Below are 16,090 nucleotides of genomic sequence, written 5' to 3'. Positions count from 1 at the left end.
TGCGGCGGGTAGGCTCCGCCGCATGCTCGACGGACGCCCGCTGATCGACGCGCATGTGCACGCCGCCCGGCTGCCCACGCTCCGCCCGGCCTGGCGGAGCTGGGCCGAGGAGTTCGGTTCGTCCCATCCCTGGCAGGACCTCTACGACGAGGGCGGCGCGCTCGTGCCCGAGCGGGTCGACGCCTACTTCGAGGACGAGGGCGTCGACGTCGCCCTGCTGCTGTGCGAGTACAGCCCGCGGACCACCGGCACGCAGCCCATCGAGGACCTGCGGCCCCTCCTGGAGTACAACCCGCGGCGCTTCAGGCCGATCGCCAACGTCAACCCGCACCTGCACTATCCGATCGGCGCCGAGGTCGAGCGGCAGCTCGGGTTCGGCGCCGTCGCGCTCAAGCTGCACCCGGTGCACGGCGGGTTCGGCCTCGCCGATCCCGAGCTCTACCCCGCCTACGAGGTGTGCCGCGACGCCGGCGTCCCGGTCGTCGTGCACTGCGGGACGAGCTCGTTCCCCGGCTCGGCCAACCGGTACGCCGACCCCACCGCGGTCGACGACGTGCTGCGGCTGTTCCCGGGTCTGACGTTCGTCCTCGCCCACGGCGGGCGCGGATGGTGGTACGACGCCGCCGCGTTCCTGGCGCTCTCCCGCGAAAGGGTGTGGATCGAGCTGTCCGGGCTGCCGCCCCGCCGGCTCCCCGAGTACTACGCCCGGCACGACCTGCGGCGCCTGGCACGCAAGTTCGTCTTCGGCACCGACTGGCCCGGCGTGCCCGGCATCGCCCGCAACGCCCGTGCCATCGCCGCCCTCGGCCTGGACGAGGAGACCCTCGCGCTCGTCCTGGCCGGCAACGCCCTCCAGGTCTACAAGGGCCTGACCGTCCCGCCGTCCACCCGAGAGGACCATCGCATGCCCGACGCGGGCCCCTTCACCGACGACGTCGTGCGGCAGATCACGCGGCACATGAACGAGGACCACGCCGCCGACTGCCTGACGATCTGCCGCGCGCTCGGCGGGCGCCCCGGCGCGACCGCGGCCCGGATGACGGGCCTGGACGCCGAGGGCATCGAGTTCGCCGTCGCCGACGGCGGCGTCGAGCACCCGGTCCGGATCCCGTTCGGCGAGCGGCTCACCGAGCGCCCGCAGGTGCGCCGCGAGGTCGTCCGCATGACCGAGCGCGCCCGCGCCGCGCTCGCCGGCGGGCTGGACGTTCCCGACGGGCCGTAGGTAAGGTAGCCGACATGGCGTCGGAAAAAGAGCCGTTCTCCGCGCGGTTGCGCGCCGCGACCTGGAGCGACCACGGCGACAACGAGACCTCGGACTACATGAGCGCGCTCGTCGAGGGCCGGCTCGCGCGGGACGAGTACGCCGTGCTGGTGGCGCAGCTCCATCCGGTCTACGACCTGCTGGAGCGGGCGGCCGACCGGATGGCCTCCGACCCCGTCGCCGGCGCCTTCGACCTTCCCGGCCTGCGCCGCCGCGAGGCGCTGGAGGCCGACCTGGCCTACTTCTACGGGCCCGGCTGGCGTTCGCGCGTCGAGCCGAACGCCTCGACGGCGCGCTACTGCGACCGGCTGCGCGAGGTGTGCTTCGACTGGCCGGGCGGGTTCGTGGCCCACCACTACACGCGCTACCTGGGTGATCTGTCCGGCGGCCAGTACATCGGGCTCCAGGTCCGCAAGACGCTGGAGCTGTCCGCCGGGGACGACGGCGTCCGCTTCTACCGCTTCCCCGGCAAGCCCAAGGCCTACAAGGACCGCTACCGCCGGATGCTGGACGCCGCCCCGTGGGACGCCGCGGAGCAGGCCCGCGTCATCGGCGAGGTCAAGGCCGCCTACCGGCTCAACGCCGCCCTCACCGCGGAACTGGACGAGCACCTGCGCCGCGACGCCGCGTGACCGGCCGCTGACCGGCGCGAACGCCCAAAAAGGTCGCAATTCGAATATCGGTCGGCCGAAAAGGGTGCGCGGTTTCGGGGGCGGGCTGGAGGAGATCCGGTAGGCAGCCGAGGGGCCCGCTGTGGGCCCCCGACCCCCACGGAGGCCGACATGCTCGCGATCGTCGCCGCGATCGTCTTCGCACTTGCCCTGCTGTTCGACCTGGCCGACATCTCCTCGGACGCCATCAACAACAGCACCCTGACCGTCCTCGGCCTGCTGCTGATCGCCCTGCACCTCGGCGGCGTCGGCACCGGCGCCTCCACGAACTGGCGGCCGCGCCGCCGCGGCCGCCGGTGACCGCCCGCCCCGCCCGCCGGGCCGCGGTGGGCGGGGCTCACGACGCACGGGAGAAGCGGACCCGGCGCCGCGCCGGGTCCGCCTCCTCCAGCCGAACTCTGACCTGCTCGCCCAGCGGCAGATCCTCCCCCTCGCAGCGACCGAACACCGGCGGCGCCACCAGTTGGACGCGCCCGCCGGTGCGGTCGCCGTTCACGTCCACCACCACCGCGTCGAACACGTCCCCGACGTGGTCGCGCAGGAGCAGCGCCTCGACCAGGTCGACGCACGCGTGGTCGATGTCCGCGCCGCGGCGCAGCGCCCGCTGCATCGCCTCGGGCAGGCGGGGCAGCGCCTCCCGCGCCCATCCCGGGACGGGGCGGTCCGCCGCCAGCGCCAGGCACACCTCCGTGGCGTACCGGTCGGCCAGCCGCCGGATCGGCGCGGTGACGTGCGCGTACGGGGCGGCGACGGCGGCGTGCGCGGCCTGCTCCGGCGGCGCCCCGTCGAAGGCGGTGTAGCCGGCGCCGCGCATCAGCCCCGCCGCGTCGTGCAGGAACGCCGCGTGCCGGGGGAGCGCCGGGTCCAGGGCGCGGACGATGTCCCCGTAGGGGGCGTCACCGGGCCAGGAGACCTTGAGCGCCCGGGCCGCCAGCCGCAGCCGCTCGACCGCCTCGGCGGGCGCGGGCGCCATGGTGCGCAGCAGCCCGACGCCGCCGTCCAGCATCAGCCGGGCCGCGGCCCGCCCGGTCAGCAGCGAGATCTGCGCGTTCCACGCCTCGGTCACCAGGTCGCCGCGCAGTTTCAGCGCCCAGCCGCCGCCCGCGTGCACGACCTCCTGCTCGGGCAGCGGCAGGCTCACACCGCCCCGCGCGGCCTCCGCCGCGATCAGCCGCTCGCCGATCTCGCCGAGCAGCGCGATCCGCGGGTCGCCGTCGCCGCGGCGGGCGGTGGCGTAGTCGAGCCGGTCGCGGCTGCGCACGAGGGCGCGCCGCACGTCCACGCCGGTGATCCGCCCGGCGTCGTCGATGTCGATCGTCCACGCCACGGCGGGGCGCTCCCGGCCGGGCAGCAGGCTCGCGCTCCCCTCCGACAGGGGGCGCGGATGCAGCGGCGCGTTCGCGTCCGGCAGGTAGAGCGTCACGCCGCGGGAGCGAGCCTCGGCGTCGAGCGCGCCGCCCGGCCGGACGAACCCGGCCACGTCGGCGATCGCGTACCGCACCCGGTGCCCGGACCCGCGCCGCTCCAGGTGCATCGCCTGGTCGAGGTCGAGCGAGCCGGGCGGGTCCAGGGTGAAGAACGGGACGTCGCGCAGGTCCACACGGCCGTTGGAGGGCGGCGCGGACGCGGCGGCCTCGGCGAGGGCGGCGGGCGGGAACGCGCCGGGCACCGAGAACTCGGCGCGGATCCGGTCGAGCCCCGCGCGGACCTTGGCGTCGGCCTCGGCGGTATGCAGTCGCAGCGGTCGGCGCGGCACACCACCGAGCGTACGGGACGAAACCGGCGATCCTGCTGTGAATCTACAATGTAAAGGTGCCGGGCCCGGCACCCGGGACGGGTCCCGCCGGCCGGGCCGGCCTCATTCGTCCAGGAAGTCCGCGAACGCGCGCAGCCCCGGCGGGTCCTCCACGGTGATCTTGCGCCAGCCGGTGCTGACCAGCCCCTCGCGCCGCAGCGTGGACAGCGCCCGCGCGACGGTCTCCCGTGAGGCGTCCATCCAGCTGCCGAGCTCCTCCTGGGACAGCGGCGGCCCGATCGCGATCGCCCCGCCGGCGGCGGGCGGGGCGTGCCGGGCCGACAGGTCGGCCAGGCCCGCCAGCAGGATCGCCAGCCGCCGGGCGCCCTGCGCCGACACGTGCGCCCGCAGCCTGCGGTCGGCGTCGTCCAGCCGCCGCACGAACGTGCCGCTGACCAGCCGCCACACGCGCGGGTGGGCGTCCAGGAAGGCGGTGAACCGGGCCGCCGGGACGATCAGCGCCCGGACGTGGTCGAGCGCCTGCACGGTCGCCGACCGCTCGCGGCCGCCGAGCACCGCGCTCTCGCAGACCAGGTCGCCGGGCCCGCGCACGGCGAGCACGACCGCCCGGCCGTCCTCGCCGGCGCAGGTGACCTTCGCCCAGCCCGACTCGATGACGATGATGTGGTCGGAATCGTCGCCCTGGTAGCACAGGGGCGTCCTCGGCTGGTAGCTCCGGGCCCGCCCGGCGGCCCGGAGCGCCGCGCGCTCCGATCCGTCCAGCGCGGCCCAGAATCCGCCGCCGGGGCCCGCGGCGAGGCCGCCGCGGGGTCTGGTCCGCTCGCTCACGGCACGTCCGTCTCCGGTCCGGGGCTCGGATGAACCGGTACCCACGGCAATCGGGGGGAGTGGGGCGTTGAGGCCCGAGTGCCGCGGGTACCGGTCGCCTGCATGTGCCTATGAGAACCCCTCACCGCTCCGCATGCTGCACGCCGGGGACCGCGCTGTCTGTGTCATCTGACACTCTCGGCGCAAATTGCAGTGAAATCGGCGGTCAGCGGGGGAGCGCGTTCAGGAGGCGGTTGACCGGGCCGGACAGGTTCCACGTGTCGGCGAGCCGGACGAGGGCCTCGGCGTCCCGCGGCTCGGCGGGCAGCCGGTCCTCCAGGCCCGACAGCTCGGGGGCGTCGATGTCGGTGACGACCCGCACGACCGTCTCGGCGGCGGCCAGGTACTCGCGGGCCGCCTCCATCCGGCGGCGCGCGCCCGCCGGGAACCCCTCGTCGGTGCCGGCGTCCAGCGCCGCGAGGATTCCCTCGACCGATCCGAACCGGGTGACGAGTGCGGCGGCGGTCTTGTCGCCGACCCCGGGCACGCCGGGCAGCCCGTCGCTCGGGTCGCCGCGCAGCGTGGCGTAGTCGCCGTAGCCCCGGCCAGGGATGCCGTACTTGGCCGCGACCTCCTTCTCGCCCATCACCTGCAGGTTCCGGATCCCCCGCGCGGTGTACAGGACGCAGACGGGGCCGCCGTCGTCGACGAGCTGGAACAGGTCGCGGTCCCCGGTCACGATGTCGACCGGCCCGTCGGCCGCGCCGCGAACGGCGAGCGTCCCGATGACGTCGTCGGCCTCGTAGCCGGGGACGCCCGCGCGCGCCAGCCCGAAGGCGTCCAGCACCTGCTCGATGACCGGGAGCTGGGCCTCCAGCGCGTCGGGCGTCTGGTCGCCGCCGTCCTCGGCCACCCGGTGCGCCTTGTAGGAGGGCAGCGCCTCCACCCGGAACGCCGGCCGCCAGTCGGCGTCCATGCAGCACACGATCCGCTCCGGCCGCCGGTCCTGGACGAGCCGGGCGATCATGTCGACGAGCCCGCGCACCGCGTTCACCGGCGTCCCGTCGGGGGCCGTCACCGATTCGGGCACCCCGAAGAAGGCGCGGAAGTACAACGACGGCGTGTCCAGCAGCATCAGCCCGCTCATGGGGCACATGCTGCCACGCGGGCCGGGTCGGCGGCGCCCGGACGCTCCTGGGATCCTGGTACCGGCCACTGAGAGGATCGAGGATATGGAGACGGATGTGACAACGGAGTTGTATCCGCGTGAGCGTGTCGGACTGGTGCGCGAGGCGACGGCGAAGGCGGGCCTCGGGGCGGTGCTGCTGACGCCCGGCCCCGACCTGCGGTATGTCACCGGGTACGACGCCAAGCAGCTGGAGCGGCTCACCTGCCTGGTGGTCCCGGCCGGCGGCGAGCCGTTCCTGGTCGTCCCCAGGCTGGAGCTGCCCGCCGCGCAGGAGTCGCCGGCGGGGTCGCTCGGCGTCGAGCTGGTGCCGTGGGACGAGACCGACGACCCGTACGCGCTGGTGGCTCGCCGCCTCCCGCGGGACGTGGGGAGCGTCGGCGTCGCCGACCGGATGTGGGCGGTGATGGCGCTGCGGTTCCGCGGCGCGATGCCCGGCGCCGAGCAGGTCGCGGCCGGGGGCGTGCTGCGGGAGCTGCGGATCCGCAAGAGCGCCGCGGAGGTGGCGGCGCTGCGCGAGGCGGGGGAGGCGATCGACCGGGTGCACCGCCGGGTCCCGGGCCTGCTGAAGGCCGGGCGCACCGAGCGCGAGGTCGGCCGCGACATCGCCGACGCGATCATCGCCGAGGGGCACGCGCAGGTCGACTTCGTCATCGTCGGCTCCGGCCCGAACGGCGCCAACCCGCACGCCGAGCTGTCGGACCGGGTCATCCGTCCCGGTGAGCCCGTGGTGGTCGACATCGGCGGGACGATGCCGAGCGGCTACTGCTCGGACTCGACCCGCAACTACTGCGTGGGCGAGCCGCCCGCCGACTACCGCGCGTACTTCGCGGTTCTGGAGGAGGCGCAGCGGGCGTCCTGCGCGGCCGTGCGGCCGGGCGTGACGCCGGAGGCGGTGGACGCGGCGGGCCGCGACATCATCGCCGCCGCCGGGCACGGCGAGCACTTCTTCCACCGCACCGGCCACGGCATCGGGCTGGAGTCGCACGAGGACCCCTACATCGTCGCCGGCAACCGCGAGCCGCTGGAGCCCGGGATGGCGTTCTCGATCGAGCCCGGCATCTACCCCGGTCCGCACGGCGCCCGCATCGAGGACATCGTCGTGTGCACCGAGGACGGCCACACGCCGATGAACGTCACCGAGCGCGGGCTGGTGATCGTGGACTGACGCAGGTCCGCAGCGCCGGGGCCGCCCGGTCGCACGTGGGCATGGACGGTTCGCGTCCATGCCCACGTGCTGTTTTCGGGCAGCGCAAATTGAGACGGAAACGGCTCGGTAACGATCTCTGTATCAAATGGGTCAGACCGTGCCCCCGCCGGTTGCGATCGGGGTGTCCGGGCCTGTACCTCCTTGTTGCACTGTTACGCGGGAGTAAGTCATGTTCTTCCGCATCGACGTGCCGTGACGAAGAGGAGACGCCGTGGCAGAGGTCGACCTGACCAGCGTCGGGAAGGTCTATCCCGACGGCACGCGGGCCGTGACCGACCTGAACCTCCACATCGCCGACGGGGAGTTCCTCGTCCTGGTGGGCCCGTCGGGCTGCGGCAAGACCACCGCGCTGCGGATGGTCGCCGGGCTGGAGGACATCTCCGAGGGCGAGGTCACGATCGGCGGGCGGGTCGTCAACCGGGTGCCGTCCCGGGACCGCGACGTCGCGATGGTGTTCCAGAGCTACGCCCTCTACCCGCACCTGTCGGTGCGCGACAACATCGGCTTCGGGCTGTCGCTGCGCAAGCTGCCGAAGGCCGAGATCCGCGAGAAGGTCGACAAGGCCGCGCGGACCCTGGGCCTGACCGACTACCTGGACAAGAAGCCCCGCAACCTGTCGGGCGGGCAGCGGCAGCGCGTCGCCATGGGCCGCGCGATCGTCCGGGAGCCGCAGGCGTTCCTGATGGACGAGCCGCTGTCCAACCTCGACGCCAAGCTGCGCGTGCAGATGCGCGCCGAGATCGCCCGCCTCCAGCGGGACCTCGGCGTCACCACCGTCTATGTCACCCACGACCAGACCGAGGCGATGACGCTCGGCGACCGGGTCGCGGTGATGAAGAAGGGGCGGCTGCAGCAGGTCGCGGCGCCGCAGGAGCTCTACGACCGGCCGGCGAACCTGTTCGTCGCCGGATTCATCGGCTCACCGGCCATGAACCTGATCCAGGGCACGCTGTCCGGCGACGCGGAGAACCCGCGCCTGGAGATCGGCGGCCAGACCCTGACGCTCCCGGCCGAGGTGCTGACCGCGCGCCCGGCCCTGGCGTCCCACCTCGGGGGCGACGTCGTCGTCGGCATCCGCCCCGAGGACATGGAGGACTCCGAGCTCGTGGAGGCGCCCGAGGGGTCCGGGCTGGCCTCCACCGCCGACCTCGTGGAGGCGATGGGCTCGGACGTGCTGGTGCACTTCGCGATCGAGGCGTCCCAGGTCGTCACCGAGGACACCAAGGAGCTCGCGCGCGACGCGGGGACCGACGTGCTGGGGAACCTGGAGAGCCCCCGCACGGACCTGGTCGCGCGGTTCAGCCCGCGCACCCGCGTGAAGGTGGGCGACCCGGTGACGATCCGCGTCGACACCGGCCGCCTGCACTTCTTCGATATCGAGTCCGGCGCGTCGATCTGGGGAACAGGCGACGCCGCTCCGGCCAGGGAGGATGAAGAATGAGGGTCAGCTTTGCCGGTGGGGGGACCTCCCCCCGCACCCCCCGACACCGCTCCGCCGGCTTCGGCAGGCGCGCGACGGGAGCCGCCGTGGCGGCGGGACTGCTCCTGTCCGCGGCGGCCGCGTGCGGCGGCGACGACAAGGACGGGGACGGGTCGTCGCCCTCCGGCGGGGGTGAGCTGAAGGGCACCACCATCGAGGTCGCGGCCAAGTGGACCGGCCCGGAGGAGACGAACTTCCGCAAGGTCCTGCAGGCGTTCGAGAAGAAGACCGGGGCGAAGGTCAACTACGCCTCCACCGGTGAGAACACCGACGCCTACCTCGGCCCGCGCATCGAGGCCAAGAACCCGCCGGACGTGGCGATCCTGCCGCAGCCGGGCCTGATGCAGCAGTACGCCGGCAAGGGGGCGCTCAAGCCCCTGGGCGACGACGTGGTCTCGCAGGTCGGCCAGAACTTCGCGCCGTACTGGAAGGAGCTCGGCTCCTCCGACGGCAAGACCTACGGCGTGATCGTCAAGGCCGCCTACAAGTCGATCCTGTGGTACCGGCCGCAGGCGCTCGACGAGGCCGGCGTCCAGCCGCCGGCGGCGTGGGCCGACCTGACCAAGGCGGCGGGCACGCTGCAGGACGCGGGCACCACCCCGTTCACCCTCGCCGCGGGGCCGCAGGACTCCTGGACGCTGACCGACTGGTTCGAGAACGTCTACCTGTCGCAGGCGGGGCCGGACAACTACGACAAGCTCGCCAAGCACGAGATCAAGTGGACCGACCCGAGCGTGGGCAAGGCGCTGCAGACGCTCGCCGAGATCTGGGGCAAGCCCGACTACCTGAACGGCGGCGTCGCGACCGCGACCAAGACCAAGTTCGACGAGTCGGTCACCCAGGTGTTCGGCCAGCAGAAGGCCGCCATGGTCTACGGCGGAGACTTCGCCGCCGCCAACATCGGCACCACCAAGGCCAAGGTCGGCACGGACGCCAAGGTGTTCGCGTTCCCGAAGGCCGGCGACACCGCCCCGGCGATCCTCGGCGGCGACGTCGCGGTCGCGCTCAAGGACGGCAAGGGCGCGCAGGAGCTGATGAAGTACCTCGCCTCGCCCGAGGCGGGCACGGTGTGGGCCGGGCTCGGCGGCTACCTGACGCCGAACAAGAACGTCAAGCCCGACGCCTACTCCGACCCGATCGCCAAGCAGCTGATCACCCAGCTCCAGCAGGCCGGCGACGCCGCCCGCTACGACATGTCCGACCTGGCGCCCGCCGCGTTCGGCGCCACGCCCGGCAAGGGGGAGTGGGAGGCGCTGCGCCAGTTCGTGCAGAACCCGACCGACGTCAAGGGCACGCAGGCCAAGCTGGAGGCCGAGGCGGCCAAGGCGTACAAGTAGGGCCTAGGTAGGGAATCCCTCGATGAAGGCTCCGAATGAGGAGGTGCCGCCGGCCGCGACGGCCGGCGGCGCCGCCGCCATCGACGCCACGCCCGGCCGTCCGGGCGCCCGCGGCGCGCGCGAGCGGCTGACCCCGCCGTCGTGGCTGGCACTGATGTTCCTGCTGCCGGCGCTGCTGCTGCTCGGCTTCCTCGTCGTGTACCCGATCGTCTACTCGGTGATCCGCAGCTTCTTCGACGCCTCGGGCGGCTCCTTCGTCGGCGTCGACAACTACACCGGCGTCTTCAAGGGGCACGACAACCTCGTGGCGGTGCGCAACACCGCCATCTGGGTCGTCGTGGCGCCGACGGTGGTGACCGTCATCGGCCTGGTGTTCGCCGTGCTCACCGAGCGGATCCGGTGGGCGACGGTGTTCAAGCTCGTGGTGTTCATGCCCATGGCGATCTCGTTCCTCGCCTCCGGCGTGATCTTCCGGCTGGTGTACCAGCAGGACCCGGACAAGGGCGTGGCGAACGCGGCCATGGTCGCGGTCCACGACATGTTCCGGCGGGACACCAGCTATCCGGGCGCCGGGCCCCGCAACGGCGGGAACGCGCCGGTCCGCCAGGACGCCGGCGCCGTGGTCTCGGTGCGGCCGTACTCGGCGGGGCAGAGCGCGCTCGTCCCGCTGCTGAAGATCAAGCCGGAGTACCTGCCGAAGGGCGCCGAGCCCGCCGCGCCGCCCCCGGCCGCCGCGCCGGGCCAGCTGACCGGCACGGTCTGGTTCGACTTCACCCGGGGCGGCGGCGGGCAGCAGAACGCCCCGAACTCGGGTGAATCCGGCCTGCCGGGCATCAGGGTGGAGGCGGTCCAGGGCGGCAAGGTCGTCGCAAAGGCCACCACGGAGGCCGACGGAACCTTCACCATGAGGAAGGTGCCCGCCGGGACGTACACGATCCGGCTGCCCAAGGACAACTTCACCACGGCCTACCAGGGCGCCGAATGGCTCGGCGACACGCTGATCACCCCGGCGATCATCGGGTCGTACCTGTGGGTGTGGTCGGGCTTCGCGATGGTGCTCATCGCCGCGGGGCTCGCCGCCATCCCGCGCGACGCCCTGGAGGCGGCGCGGGTGGACGGCGCCACCGAGTGGCAGGTGTTCCGGCGGGTGACGATCCCGCTGCTCGCGCCCGTCCTGATGGTGGTCCTGGTGACGCTGGTCATCAACGTCCTGAAGGTCTTCGACCTCGTCTACATCATCGGCGGCGGCGATCCGAACGCCAGCGTGCTGGCGCTGCAGATGTGGACCGAGTCGTTCGGCGGCGGCAACGACCAGGGCTCCGGCAGCGCCATCGCCGTGCTGCTGTTCGTGCTCGTGCTGCCCGCCATGCTGTTCAACATCCGGCGACTGCGGCAGGAGCGCAAATGAGCACCGCGGAGAAGGCCGCGCAGGCGCCCTCCGGGGCGGAGGGCGGTGCGGCGGGGGCGCCGCGCCGCGGCCTGGCCGCGCGGGCCGTCGGCCGGGCCGGCGGCGGCGCCGCGCAGGCGCTGCTGGTCCTGATCGCGCTGTTCTGGCTGGTGCCGACCCTCGGCCTGCTGGTCGCCTCGCTGCGCTCGAACGAGGACAACAACGCCGACGGCTGGTGGAACGTGTTCGCCAAGCCGGCGCAGCTGACCACCGAGTCCTACAGCGCGCTGCTGGACAAGGGCGACTTCGTCGACTCGTTCTGGAACACGGTGCTGATCACCGTCCCGGCGACGTTGCTGGTGGTCGCGATCGCCTCGCTGGCCGCCTACGCGTTCGCCTGGATGGAGTTCCCCGGCCGGGACTGGCTCTTCCTCGGCGTCGTGGCGCTGCTGGTGGTCCCGGTCCAGGTCGCGCTGATCCCGGTCGCCAAGCTGTACGGCCACATCGAGTTCGGCGGCTTCCACATGTTCGGCTCGGTCACCGGCGTGGTGCTGTTCCACGTCGCCTTCGGGCTGCCGTTCGCCGTCTTCCTGCTCCGCAACTTCTTCGCGGCGATCCCCCGGGACCTGCTGGAGGCGGCGCGGATGGACGGCGGCTCGGAGTGGACGATCTTCCGCCGGGTGATCTTCCCGCTGGGCGGCCCGGCGATCGCCTCGCTCGGCATCTTCCAGTTCCTGTGGGTGTGGAACGACCTGCTGGTCGCGCTGGTGTTCGCCGACACCGGGTCGCAGCCGATGACCAAGTGGCTGCAGTCGCAGATGCGGCAGTTCACCGGCAACATCGACATCCTCGCGCCCGGCGCGTTCCTGTCGCTGGTCGTCCCGCTGGTGGTGTTCTTCGCCTTCCAGCGCTACTTCGTCCAGGGGGTCCTCGCCGGCTCGGTGAAGTGACGGTGCTCGAACGGGGCGGTGCCCACGGCCTTGCTCAGGCCGTGGGCACCGCTCCGTTCCAGCGGACCGGTCCTTGCGGGGGACGATTCCTCACGCCCCCTGGTCCGCCGCGCTCAGCTCAGCCGGACTTGCGCAGGTCCGCGGCGCCGTGCCGTTCGGCGGCGTCGGAGTGCCCGATGGCCAGGCCGCTGGACGGGTCGAAGAAGTGCAGGCGGCGCGTGTCGACGGCGAGGTCCACGTCCTGCCCCGGGCGCACGTGCGACCGGGAGTTGACGCGGGCCGTCCACAGCGCCTTGTTGTCGATCAGCGGGATCGTCATGTCGGCCTCGCCCTCCGCGGCGTCCTCGGCCAGGTCCGCGGTGTCCTTGTGCTCGACCGGCGGCGCGTCGATCGTGAAGATCACGTTGATCTCGCTGCCGAGCTCCTCGGTGACGCTGCTGCGCACCGCCATCGGCGCCCAGCCGGGCTGGGCGTGCGCGGAGTCCTCGAAGTCCGACGGGCGGATGCCGAGGATGATCTTCTGGCCGAGGTAGTCGCTCAGACCCGGCTTGCCGTCCACGACCGAGGCCGGGACCGGGAGCGTGTAGCCGGCGAAGGAGACCTGTGCCCCGCCGTCGCCGGTGTCGAGGTCGGCGAGCACGAAGTTCATCGCCGGCGAGCCGATGAACCCGGCCACGAACAGGTTGACGGGGTTGTCGAACAGCCGCTGCGGGGTGTCGACCTGCTGCAGCTTGCCCTCGCGCAGCACGCACACCCGCGACCCCAGGGTCATCGCCTCGACCTGGTCGTGGGTGACGTACACGGTGGTGACGCCGAGCCGCTCGTGCAGCTGGCTGAGGGAGGCGCGCATGGACACGCGGAGCTTGGCGTCGAGGTTGGACAGCGGCTCGTCCATCAGGAACGCCTGCGGCTGGCGCACGATCGCGCGGCCCATCGCGACGCGCTGCCGCTGGCCGCCCGACAGCGCGGCCGGCTTGCGGGACAGGTACTGCTCCAGCCCGAGCATCTTGGCGGCGTCGCGGACCTTCTGCTTGATCTCCGCCTTCGGCGTGCCGCGCAGCTTGAGGCCGAACGCGAGGTTCTGCTCGACCGTCATGTGCGGGTAGAGGGCGTAGTTCTGGAACACCATCGCGATGTCGCGGTCCTTCGGCGCGAGGTCGTTGACGACCTGGTCGCCGATGGAGATCTTCCCGCCGGAGATCTCCTCCAGCCCCGCGATCATCCGCAGCGCGGTGGACTTGCCGCAGCCGGACGGCCCGACCAGCACCATGAACTCACCGTCGCGGATCTCCAGGTCGAGCCCGTCGACGGCCTTGACTCCACCGCCGTACACCTTGTCGACCCGGTCCAGCACGATCTTGGCCATCCGTACCCCTTATGGAAACGTTTCCGCCGTTCCCCCGCCGAGCAGGGGATATGTCGTATTGGCTGGAGTAAACATCATGGAATCGTTTCCAGGGGAGACGTCATCGTGAGAAGATGATCGAAACGGGCGGAAAGGGGCGGCGCGCGGATGGCGGAACGGCGGTCGGCGACGATCAAGGACGTGGCCGCGGCGGCGGGCGTCGGCATCGCCACGGTGTCGCGGGTGTTCTCCGGGACGGGCTCGGCCAGCGCCGCGGCCCGCGAGCGGGTGCTGGCCGCGGCCCGCGAGCTGGACTACCGGCCGAGCGCCCTCGGGCGGGGCCTGAAGCTGCGCCGCAGCGGCGGCATCGGCCTGGTCGTCCCCGACGTCACCGACCCGTTCTGCGCCGAGGTGGTCGCGGGTGTGCTGGCCTGCGCCCGGACCCTCGGCGAGCACGTCATCGTGGACGCCGCGCACGGCGATCCCTCCCGCGAGGCCGAGATCGTCGACCGGCTCGTCGAGCAGCGGGTCGACGGGATCATCGCGCTGCCCGCCGGGGACGAGGCCGACTGGCGCGCCGCGGCCCGGATCTGCTCCAGCGTCGTGTTCGCCGACCGCGTCCTGCCCGGGCTGCCCGACATCCCGTCCGTCCTGGCCGACGACGCGGGCGGCGTGCGGTCCCTCGCCGAGTACCTCGCGGGGCTCGGTCACCGCCGCATCGGGTTCCTCGGCGGCGTGCCGGGCCGCCCCGCGGGCGTGCGCGAGCGCGCGTTCCGCGACACCCTGGCGCAGCTGGGCGTGCCCGTGGAGGAGGACCTGGTCGTGGCCGCCCGCCCCGCCCGCGACGCCGCCTACGCGGCCGCCGCCGGGCTGCTGCAGCGGCGCGCGGACGTCACCGCCGTCCTGGCCGCGGGCCACCTGCTCGGCGAGGCCGCCGTCCTGGTCGCCCGCGAGCTGGACCTGCGCGTGCCGGCGGACGTGTCCATCGCGATGGTGGACGACGTCGCCTGGGCGGAGCTGTGCGACCCGCCGCTCACCGCGGTGGCCAGGCCCGGCCACGACATCGGCTACCGCGCCTGCGAGCTGCTGCTGCGCGAGCCCGCCCGGCGCGGCAGGGGAGGGCCCGTCCTGCTGCCGACGGAGCTGGTGGTGCGCGGCAGCTGCGGTCCGCTGCGCTCCGCGCGCCGATAGCGCCGCCGCCGGGTCCGGAGCGGCGCCCGGCCTCCGCGGGAAGGCCGATCCGTGATCGAAGGGGGGCCCATGCACCGGCCTCGGCGCGCTAGATTTCCCGCGTGGAGGAGATCGATCGTCAGATCATGGCCCTGCTCGCCGACGACGGGCGGATGAGTTTCACCGACCTGGCCAAGGAGACGGGGCTGTCGGTGTCGGCGGTGCACCAGCGCGTCCGGCGGCTGCAGAAGCGCGGCGTCATCAAGGGCTTCGCCGCCCAGCTGGACAACGGGCAGATCGGCCTGCCGCTGACCGCCTTCGTGTCGATCAAGCCGATCGACCCGGCCGCCCCCGACGACGCCCCCGACCGGCTGGCCCACCTGCAGGCGATCGAGGCGTGCCACTCGGTGGCGGGGGAGGAGAGCTACATCCTCAAGGTCCGGGTCGCCTCCCCGAACGAGCTGGAGGACCTGCTGCAGAAGATCCGCGCCGCCGCGAACGTCGCGACCCGCACCACGGTCGTGCTCAGCACGCCCTGGGAGGCGCGGCGGCCGCCCCTGTAGTCAGGCCCCGGGCGCGAACGCCTCCAGCGCCTCCAGGGCGCGGTCCAGCGACGCCTCCGGATCGGCGTCCGGCCCGGTGATCTCGGGGTCGAAGTTCAGGTCGACGAACAGCTCGGTGACGCCCTGCCGCGCCAGCGCCCCGAAGTCGCCGCGGATCTCCTCGAAGGCGCCGGTGAGCGGGCGCCGCTCCTCCCGTCCCGCGGGGCGGACCCGGACCGCGCCCCGGCACACGAACCGCAGCGCGGACGCGTCCCGCCCGGCCTCCTCGGCCGCCGCCCGCACCACCTCGACGGAGCGGCCGATCGCGGCGGGGTCGGCGCGGCTGGAGCTGACCCAGCCCTCGGCCAGCCGCCCGGCGCGCCGCAGTGCGGGCTCGGCCCCGCCGCCCAGCAGGATCGGGGGCCCGGACGGCTGGAGCGGGCGCGGGTCCATGGTCACGGGCGGGATGTCGTAGAACTCGCCCTGGAACCGCGCGGCGTCCCCGGGCCCGCCGGCCCACAGGGCGCGCAGGGCGGCGATGAACTCCTCGGCGCGGGCCCCGCGCCGCGCCATCGGGGCGCCGACCGCGGCGAACTCCTCCCGCATCCAGCCGATCCCGAGCCCGAGGTCCAGGCGCCCGCCGCTGACGTGGTCGAGGGTGGCGGCCTGCTTGGCGAGGATCGGCGGCGCGTAGAACGGCAGGTTCACGACCGCGACGCCGAGCCGCGCCCGGGTGGTGTGGGCGGCGAGGTAGGCCAGGGTGATCAGCGGGTCGGGGACGTTGCGGTAGGTGCGGTCCGGAGACCCGGCGGGGTTGAGGACCCGCTGCAGCGTCCACAGCGAGCGGTAGCCGAGCTCCTCTGCCCGCCGCGCCACCGTCACCTGGTGGCGCGGGGTCGCCCACGCTCCCGACCCCGGTACCGCGAACCCGATCTCCATGGCGGCCCCCTCCCCGCACCGGCGGAACCTTACAACGTCAAGGGCGGCG

The 16,090-nt window shown here is 73.3% G+C and carries 15 protein-coding genes; 10 read left to right on the top strand and 5 right to left on the bottom strand.

Features of this window, described 5'->3' with window-relative positions:
* Window positions 1-22 precede the first annotated feature (22 nt).
* The 3 genes from AB0H37_RS11565 (at window position 23) to AB0H37_RS11555 (ending at window position 2,232) form a co-directional block, all read left to right on the top strand.
* On the top strand, window positions 23-1,222 hold the full coding sequence (locus AB0H37_RS11565) for an amidohydrolase family protein (protein ID WP_360612321.1): 1,200 nt from the start codon (window positions 23-25) through the stop codon (window positions 1,220-1,222).
* A gap of 14 nt (window positions 1,223-1,236) precedes the next feature.
* A complete protein-coding gene (locus AB0H37_RS11560) occupies window positions 1,237-1,893 on the top strand; it encodes a biliverdin-producing heme oxygenase (RefSeq protein ID WP_329090350.1) in 657 nt (218 codons plus the stop codon).
* Between the two features lie 150 nt (window positions 1,894-2,043).
* Window positions 2,044-2,232, top strand: coding sequence for a hypothetical protein (locus tag AB0H37_RS11555; RefSeq protein WP_089313228.1), 189 nt, complete (start codon window positions 2,044-2,046; stop codon window positions 2,230-2,232).
* 37 nt (window positions 2,233-2,269) lie between these two features.
* Here the strand turns inward: AB0H37_RS11555 and AB0H37_RS11550 are convergent, their stop codons facing one another.
* The 3 genes from AB0H37_RS11550 to AB0H37_RS11540 all read right to left on the bottom strand — a co-directional run bounded on the left by AB0H37_RS11550 (window position 2,270) and on the right by AB0H37_RS11540 (window position 5,642).
* Window positions 2,270-3,688 carry an RNB domain-containing ribonuclease gene (locus tag AB0H37_RS11550; RefSeq protein WP_360612320.1) on the bottom strand — a complete coding sequence of 473 codons (1,419 nt, stop codon included), beginning with the start codon at window positions 3,686-3,688 and terminating at the stop codon, window positions 2,270-2,272.
* A 102-nt stretch (window positions 3,689-3,790) separates the two neighbouring features.
* The gene (locus tag AB0H37_RS11545) at window positions 3,791-4,516 is read right to left on the bottom strand and encodes a Crp/Fnr family transcriptional regulator (protein WP_179835140.1); all 726 of its coding nucleotides are present in this window, start codon (window positions 4,514-4,516) and stop codon (window positions 3,791-3,793) included.
* Between the two features lie 205 nt (window positions 4,517-4,721).
* A complete protein-coding gene (locus tag AB0H37_RS11540) occupies window positions 4,722-5,642 on the bottom strand; it encodes a 5'-3' exonuclease (RefSeq protein WP_179835139.1) in 921 nt (306 codons plus the stop codon).
* 97 nt (window positions 5,643-5,739) lie between these two features.
* Here AB0H37_RS11540 and AB0H37_RS11535 point away from each other — a divergent pair, with 97 nt between their 5' ends.
* The 5 genes from AB0H37_RS11535 to AB0H37_RS11515 all read left to right on the top strand — a co-directional run bounded on the left by AB0H37_RS11535 (window position 5,740) and on the right by AB0H37_RS11515 (window position 12,045).
* Window positions 5,740-6,849, top strand: coding sequence for a Xaa-Pro peptidase family protein (locus AB0H37_RS11535; protein WP_229810319.1), 1,110 nt, complete (start codon window positions 5,740-5,742; stop codon window positions 6,847-6,849).
* Between the two features lie 253 nt (window positions 6,850-7,102).
* A complete protein-coding gene (ugpC, locus tag AB0H37_RS11530; RefSeq protein ID WP_329090356.1) occupies window positions 7,103-8,332 on the top strand; it encodes a sn-glycerol-3-phosphate ABC transporter ATP-binding protein UgpC in 1,230 nt (409 codons plus the stop codon).
* Window positions 8,333-8,418: 86 nt separating this feature from the next.
* Window positions 8,419-9,708 carry an ABC transporter substrate-binding protein gene (locus AB0H37_RS11525; RefSeq protein ID WP_229810320.1) on the top strand — a complete coding sequence of 430 codons (1,290 nt, stop codon included), beginning with the start codon at window positions 8,419-8,421 and terminating at the stop codon, window positions 9,706-9,708.
* 22 nt (window positions 9,709-9,730) lie between these two features.
* Window positions 9,731-11,116 carry an ABC transporter permease subunit gene (locus AB0H37_RS11520; RefSeq protein ID WP_360612319.1) on the top strand — a complete coding sequence of 462 codons (1,386 nt, stop codon included), beginning with the start codon at window positions 9,731-9,733 and terminating at the stop codon, window positions 11,114-11,116.
* Window positions 11,113-12,045: a carbohydrate ABC transporter permease gene (locus tag AB0H37_RS11515; RefSeq protein WP_179835134.1), complete on the top strand. Its 933-nt coding sequence runs from the start codon at window positions 11,113-11,115 to the stop codon at window positions 12,043-12,045. Before AB0H37_RS11520 ends, AB0H37_RS11515 begins: the two co-directional genes overlap by 4 nt.
* Before the next feature lie 118 nt (window positions 12,046-12,163).
* Here AB0H37_RS11515 and ugpC (AB0H37_RS11510) read toward each other — a convergent pair whose 3' ends face one another.
* Window positions 12,164-13,411, bottom strand: a complete 1,248-nt coding sequence (ugpC, locus tag AB0H37_RS11510; RefSeq protein WP_179835133.1) for a sn-glycerol-3-phosphate ABC transporter ATP-binding protein UgpC — start codon at window positions 13,409-13,411, stop codon at window positions 12,164-12,166.
* Between the two features lie 147 nt (window positions 13,412-13,558).
* Here ugpC (AB0H37_RS11510) and AB0H37_RS11505 point away from each other — a divergent pair, with 147 nt between their 5' ends.
* Complete coding sequence (locus AB0H37_RS11505) at window positions 13,559-14,581, top strand: LacI family DNA-binding transcriptional regulator (protein ID WP_360612318.1); 1,023 nt, start codon at window positions 13,559-13,561, stop codon at window positions 14,579-14,581.
* A gap of 101 nt (window positions 14,582-14,682) precedes the next feature.
* Complete coding sequence (locus AB0H37_RS11500; RefSeq protein ID WP_179835131.1) at window positions 14,683-15,123, top strand: Lrp/AsnC family transcriptional regulator; 441 nt, start codon at window positions 14,683-14,685, stop codon at window positions 15,121-15,123.
* On the opposite strand, the gene AB0H37_RS11495 is transcribed toward AB0H37_RS11500, so the two are convergent.
* Window positions 15,124-16,041, bottom strand: a complete 918-nt coding sequence (locus AB0H37_RS11495) for a TIGR03619 family F420-dependent LLM class oxidoreductase (protein WP_329090360.1) — start codon at window positions 16,039-16,041, stop codon at window positions 15,124-15,126. It lies immediately after the preceding gene.
* Window positions 16,042-16,090 lie beyond the last annotated feature (49 nt).

Origin of the sequence: Actinomadura sp. NPDC023710 (genome assembly GCF_040639875.1) — a bacterium.
GTDB lineage: Bacteria > Actinomycetota > Actinomycetes > Streptosporangiales > Streptosporangiaceae > Spirillospora > Spirillospora citrea.
Note: the sequence above shows the minus strand (reverse complement) of the source record. Positions and strands in the feature narration are given on the sequence as shown.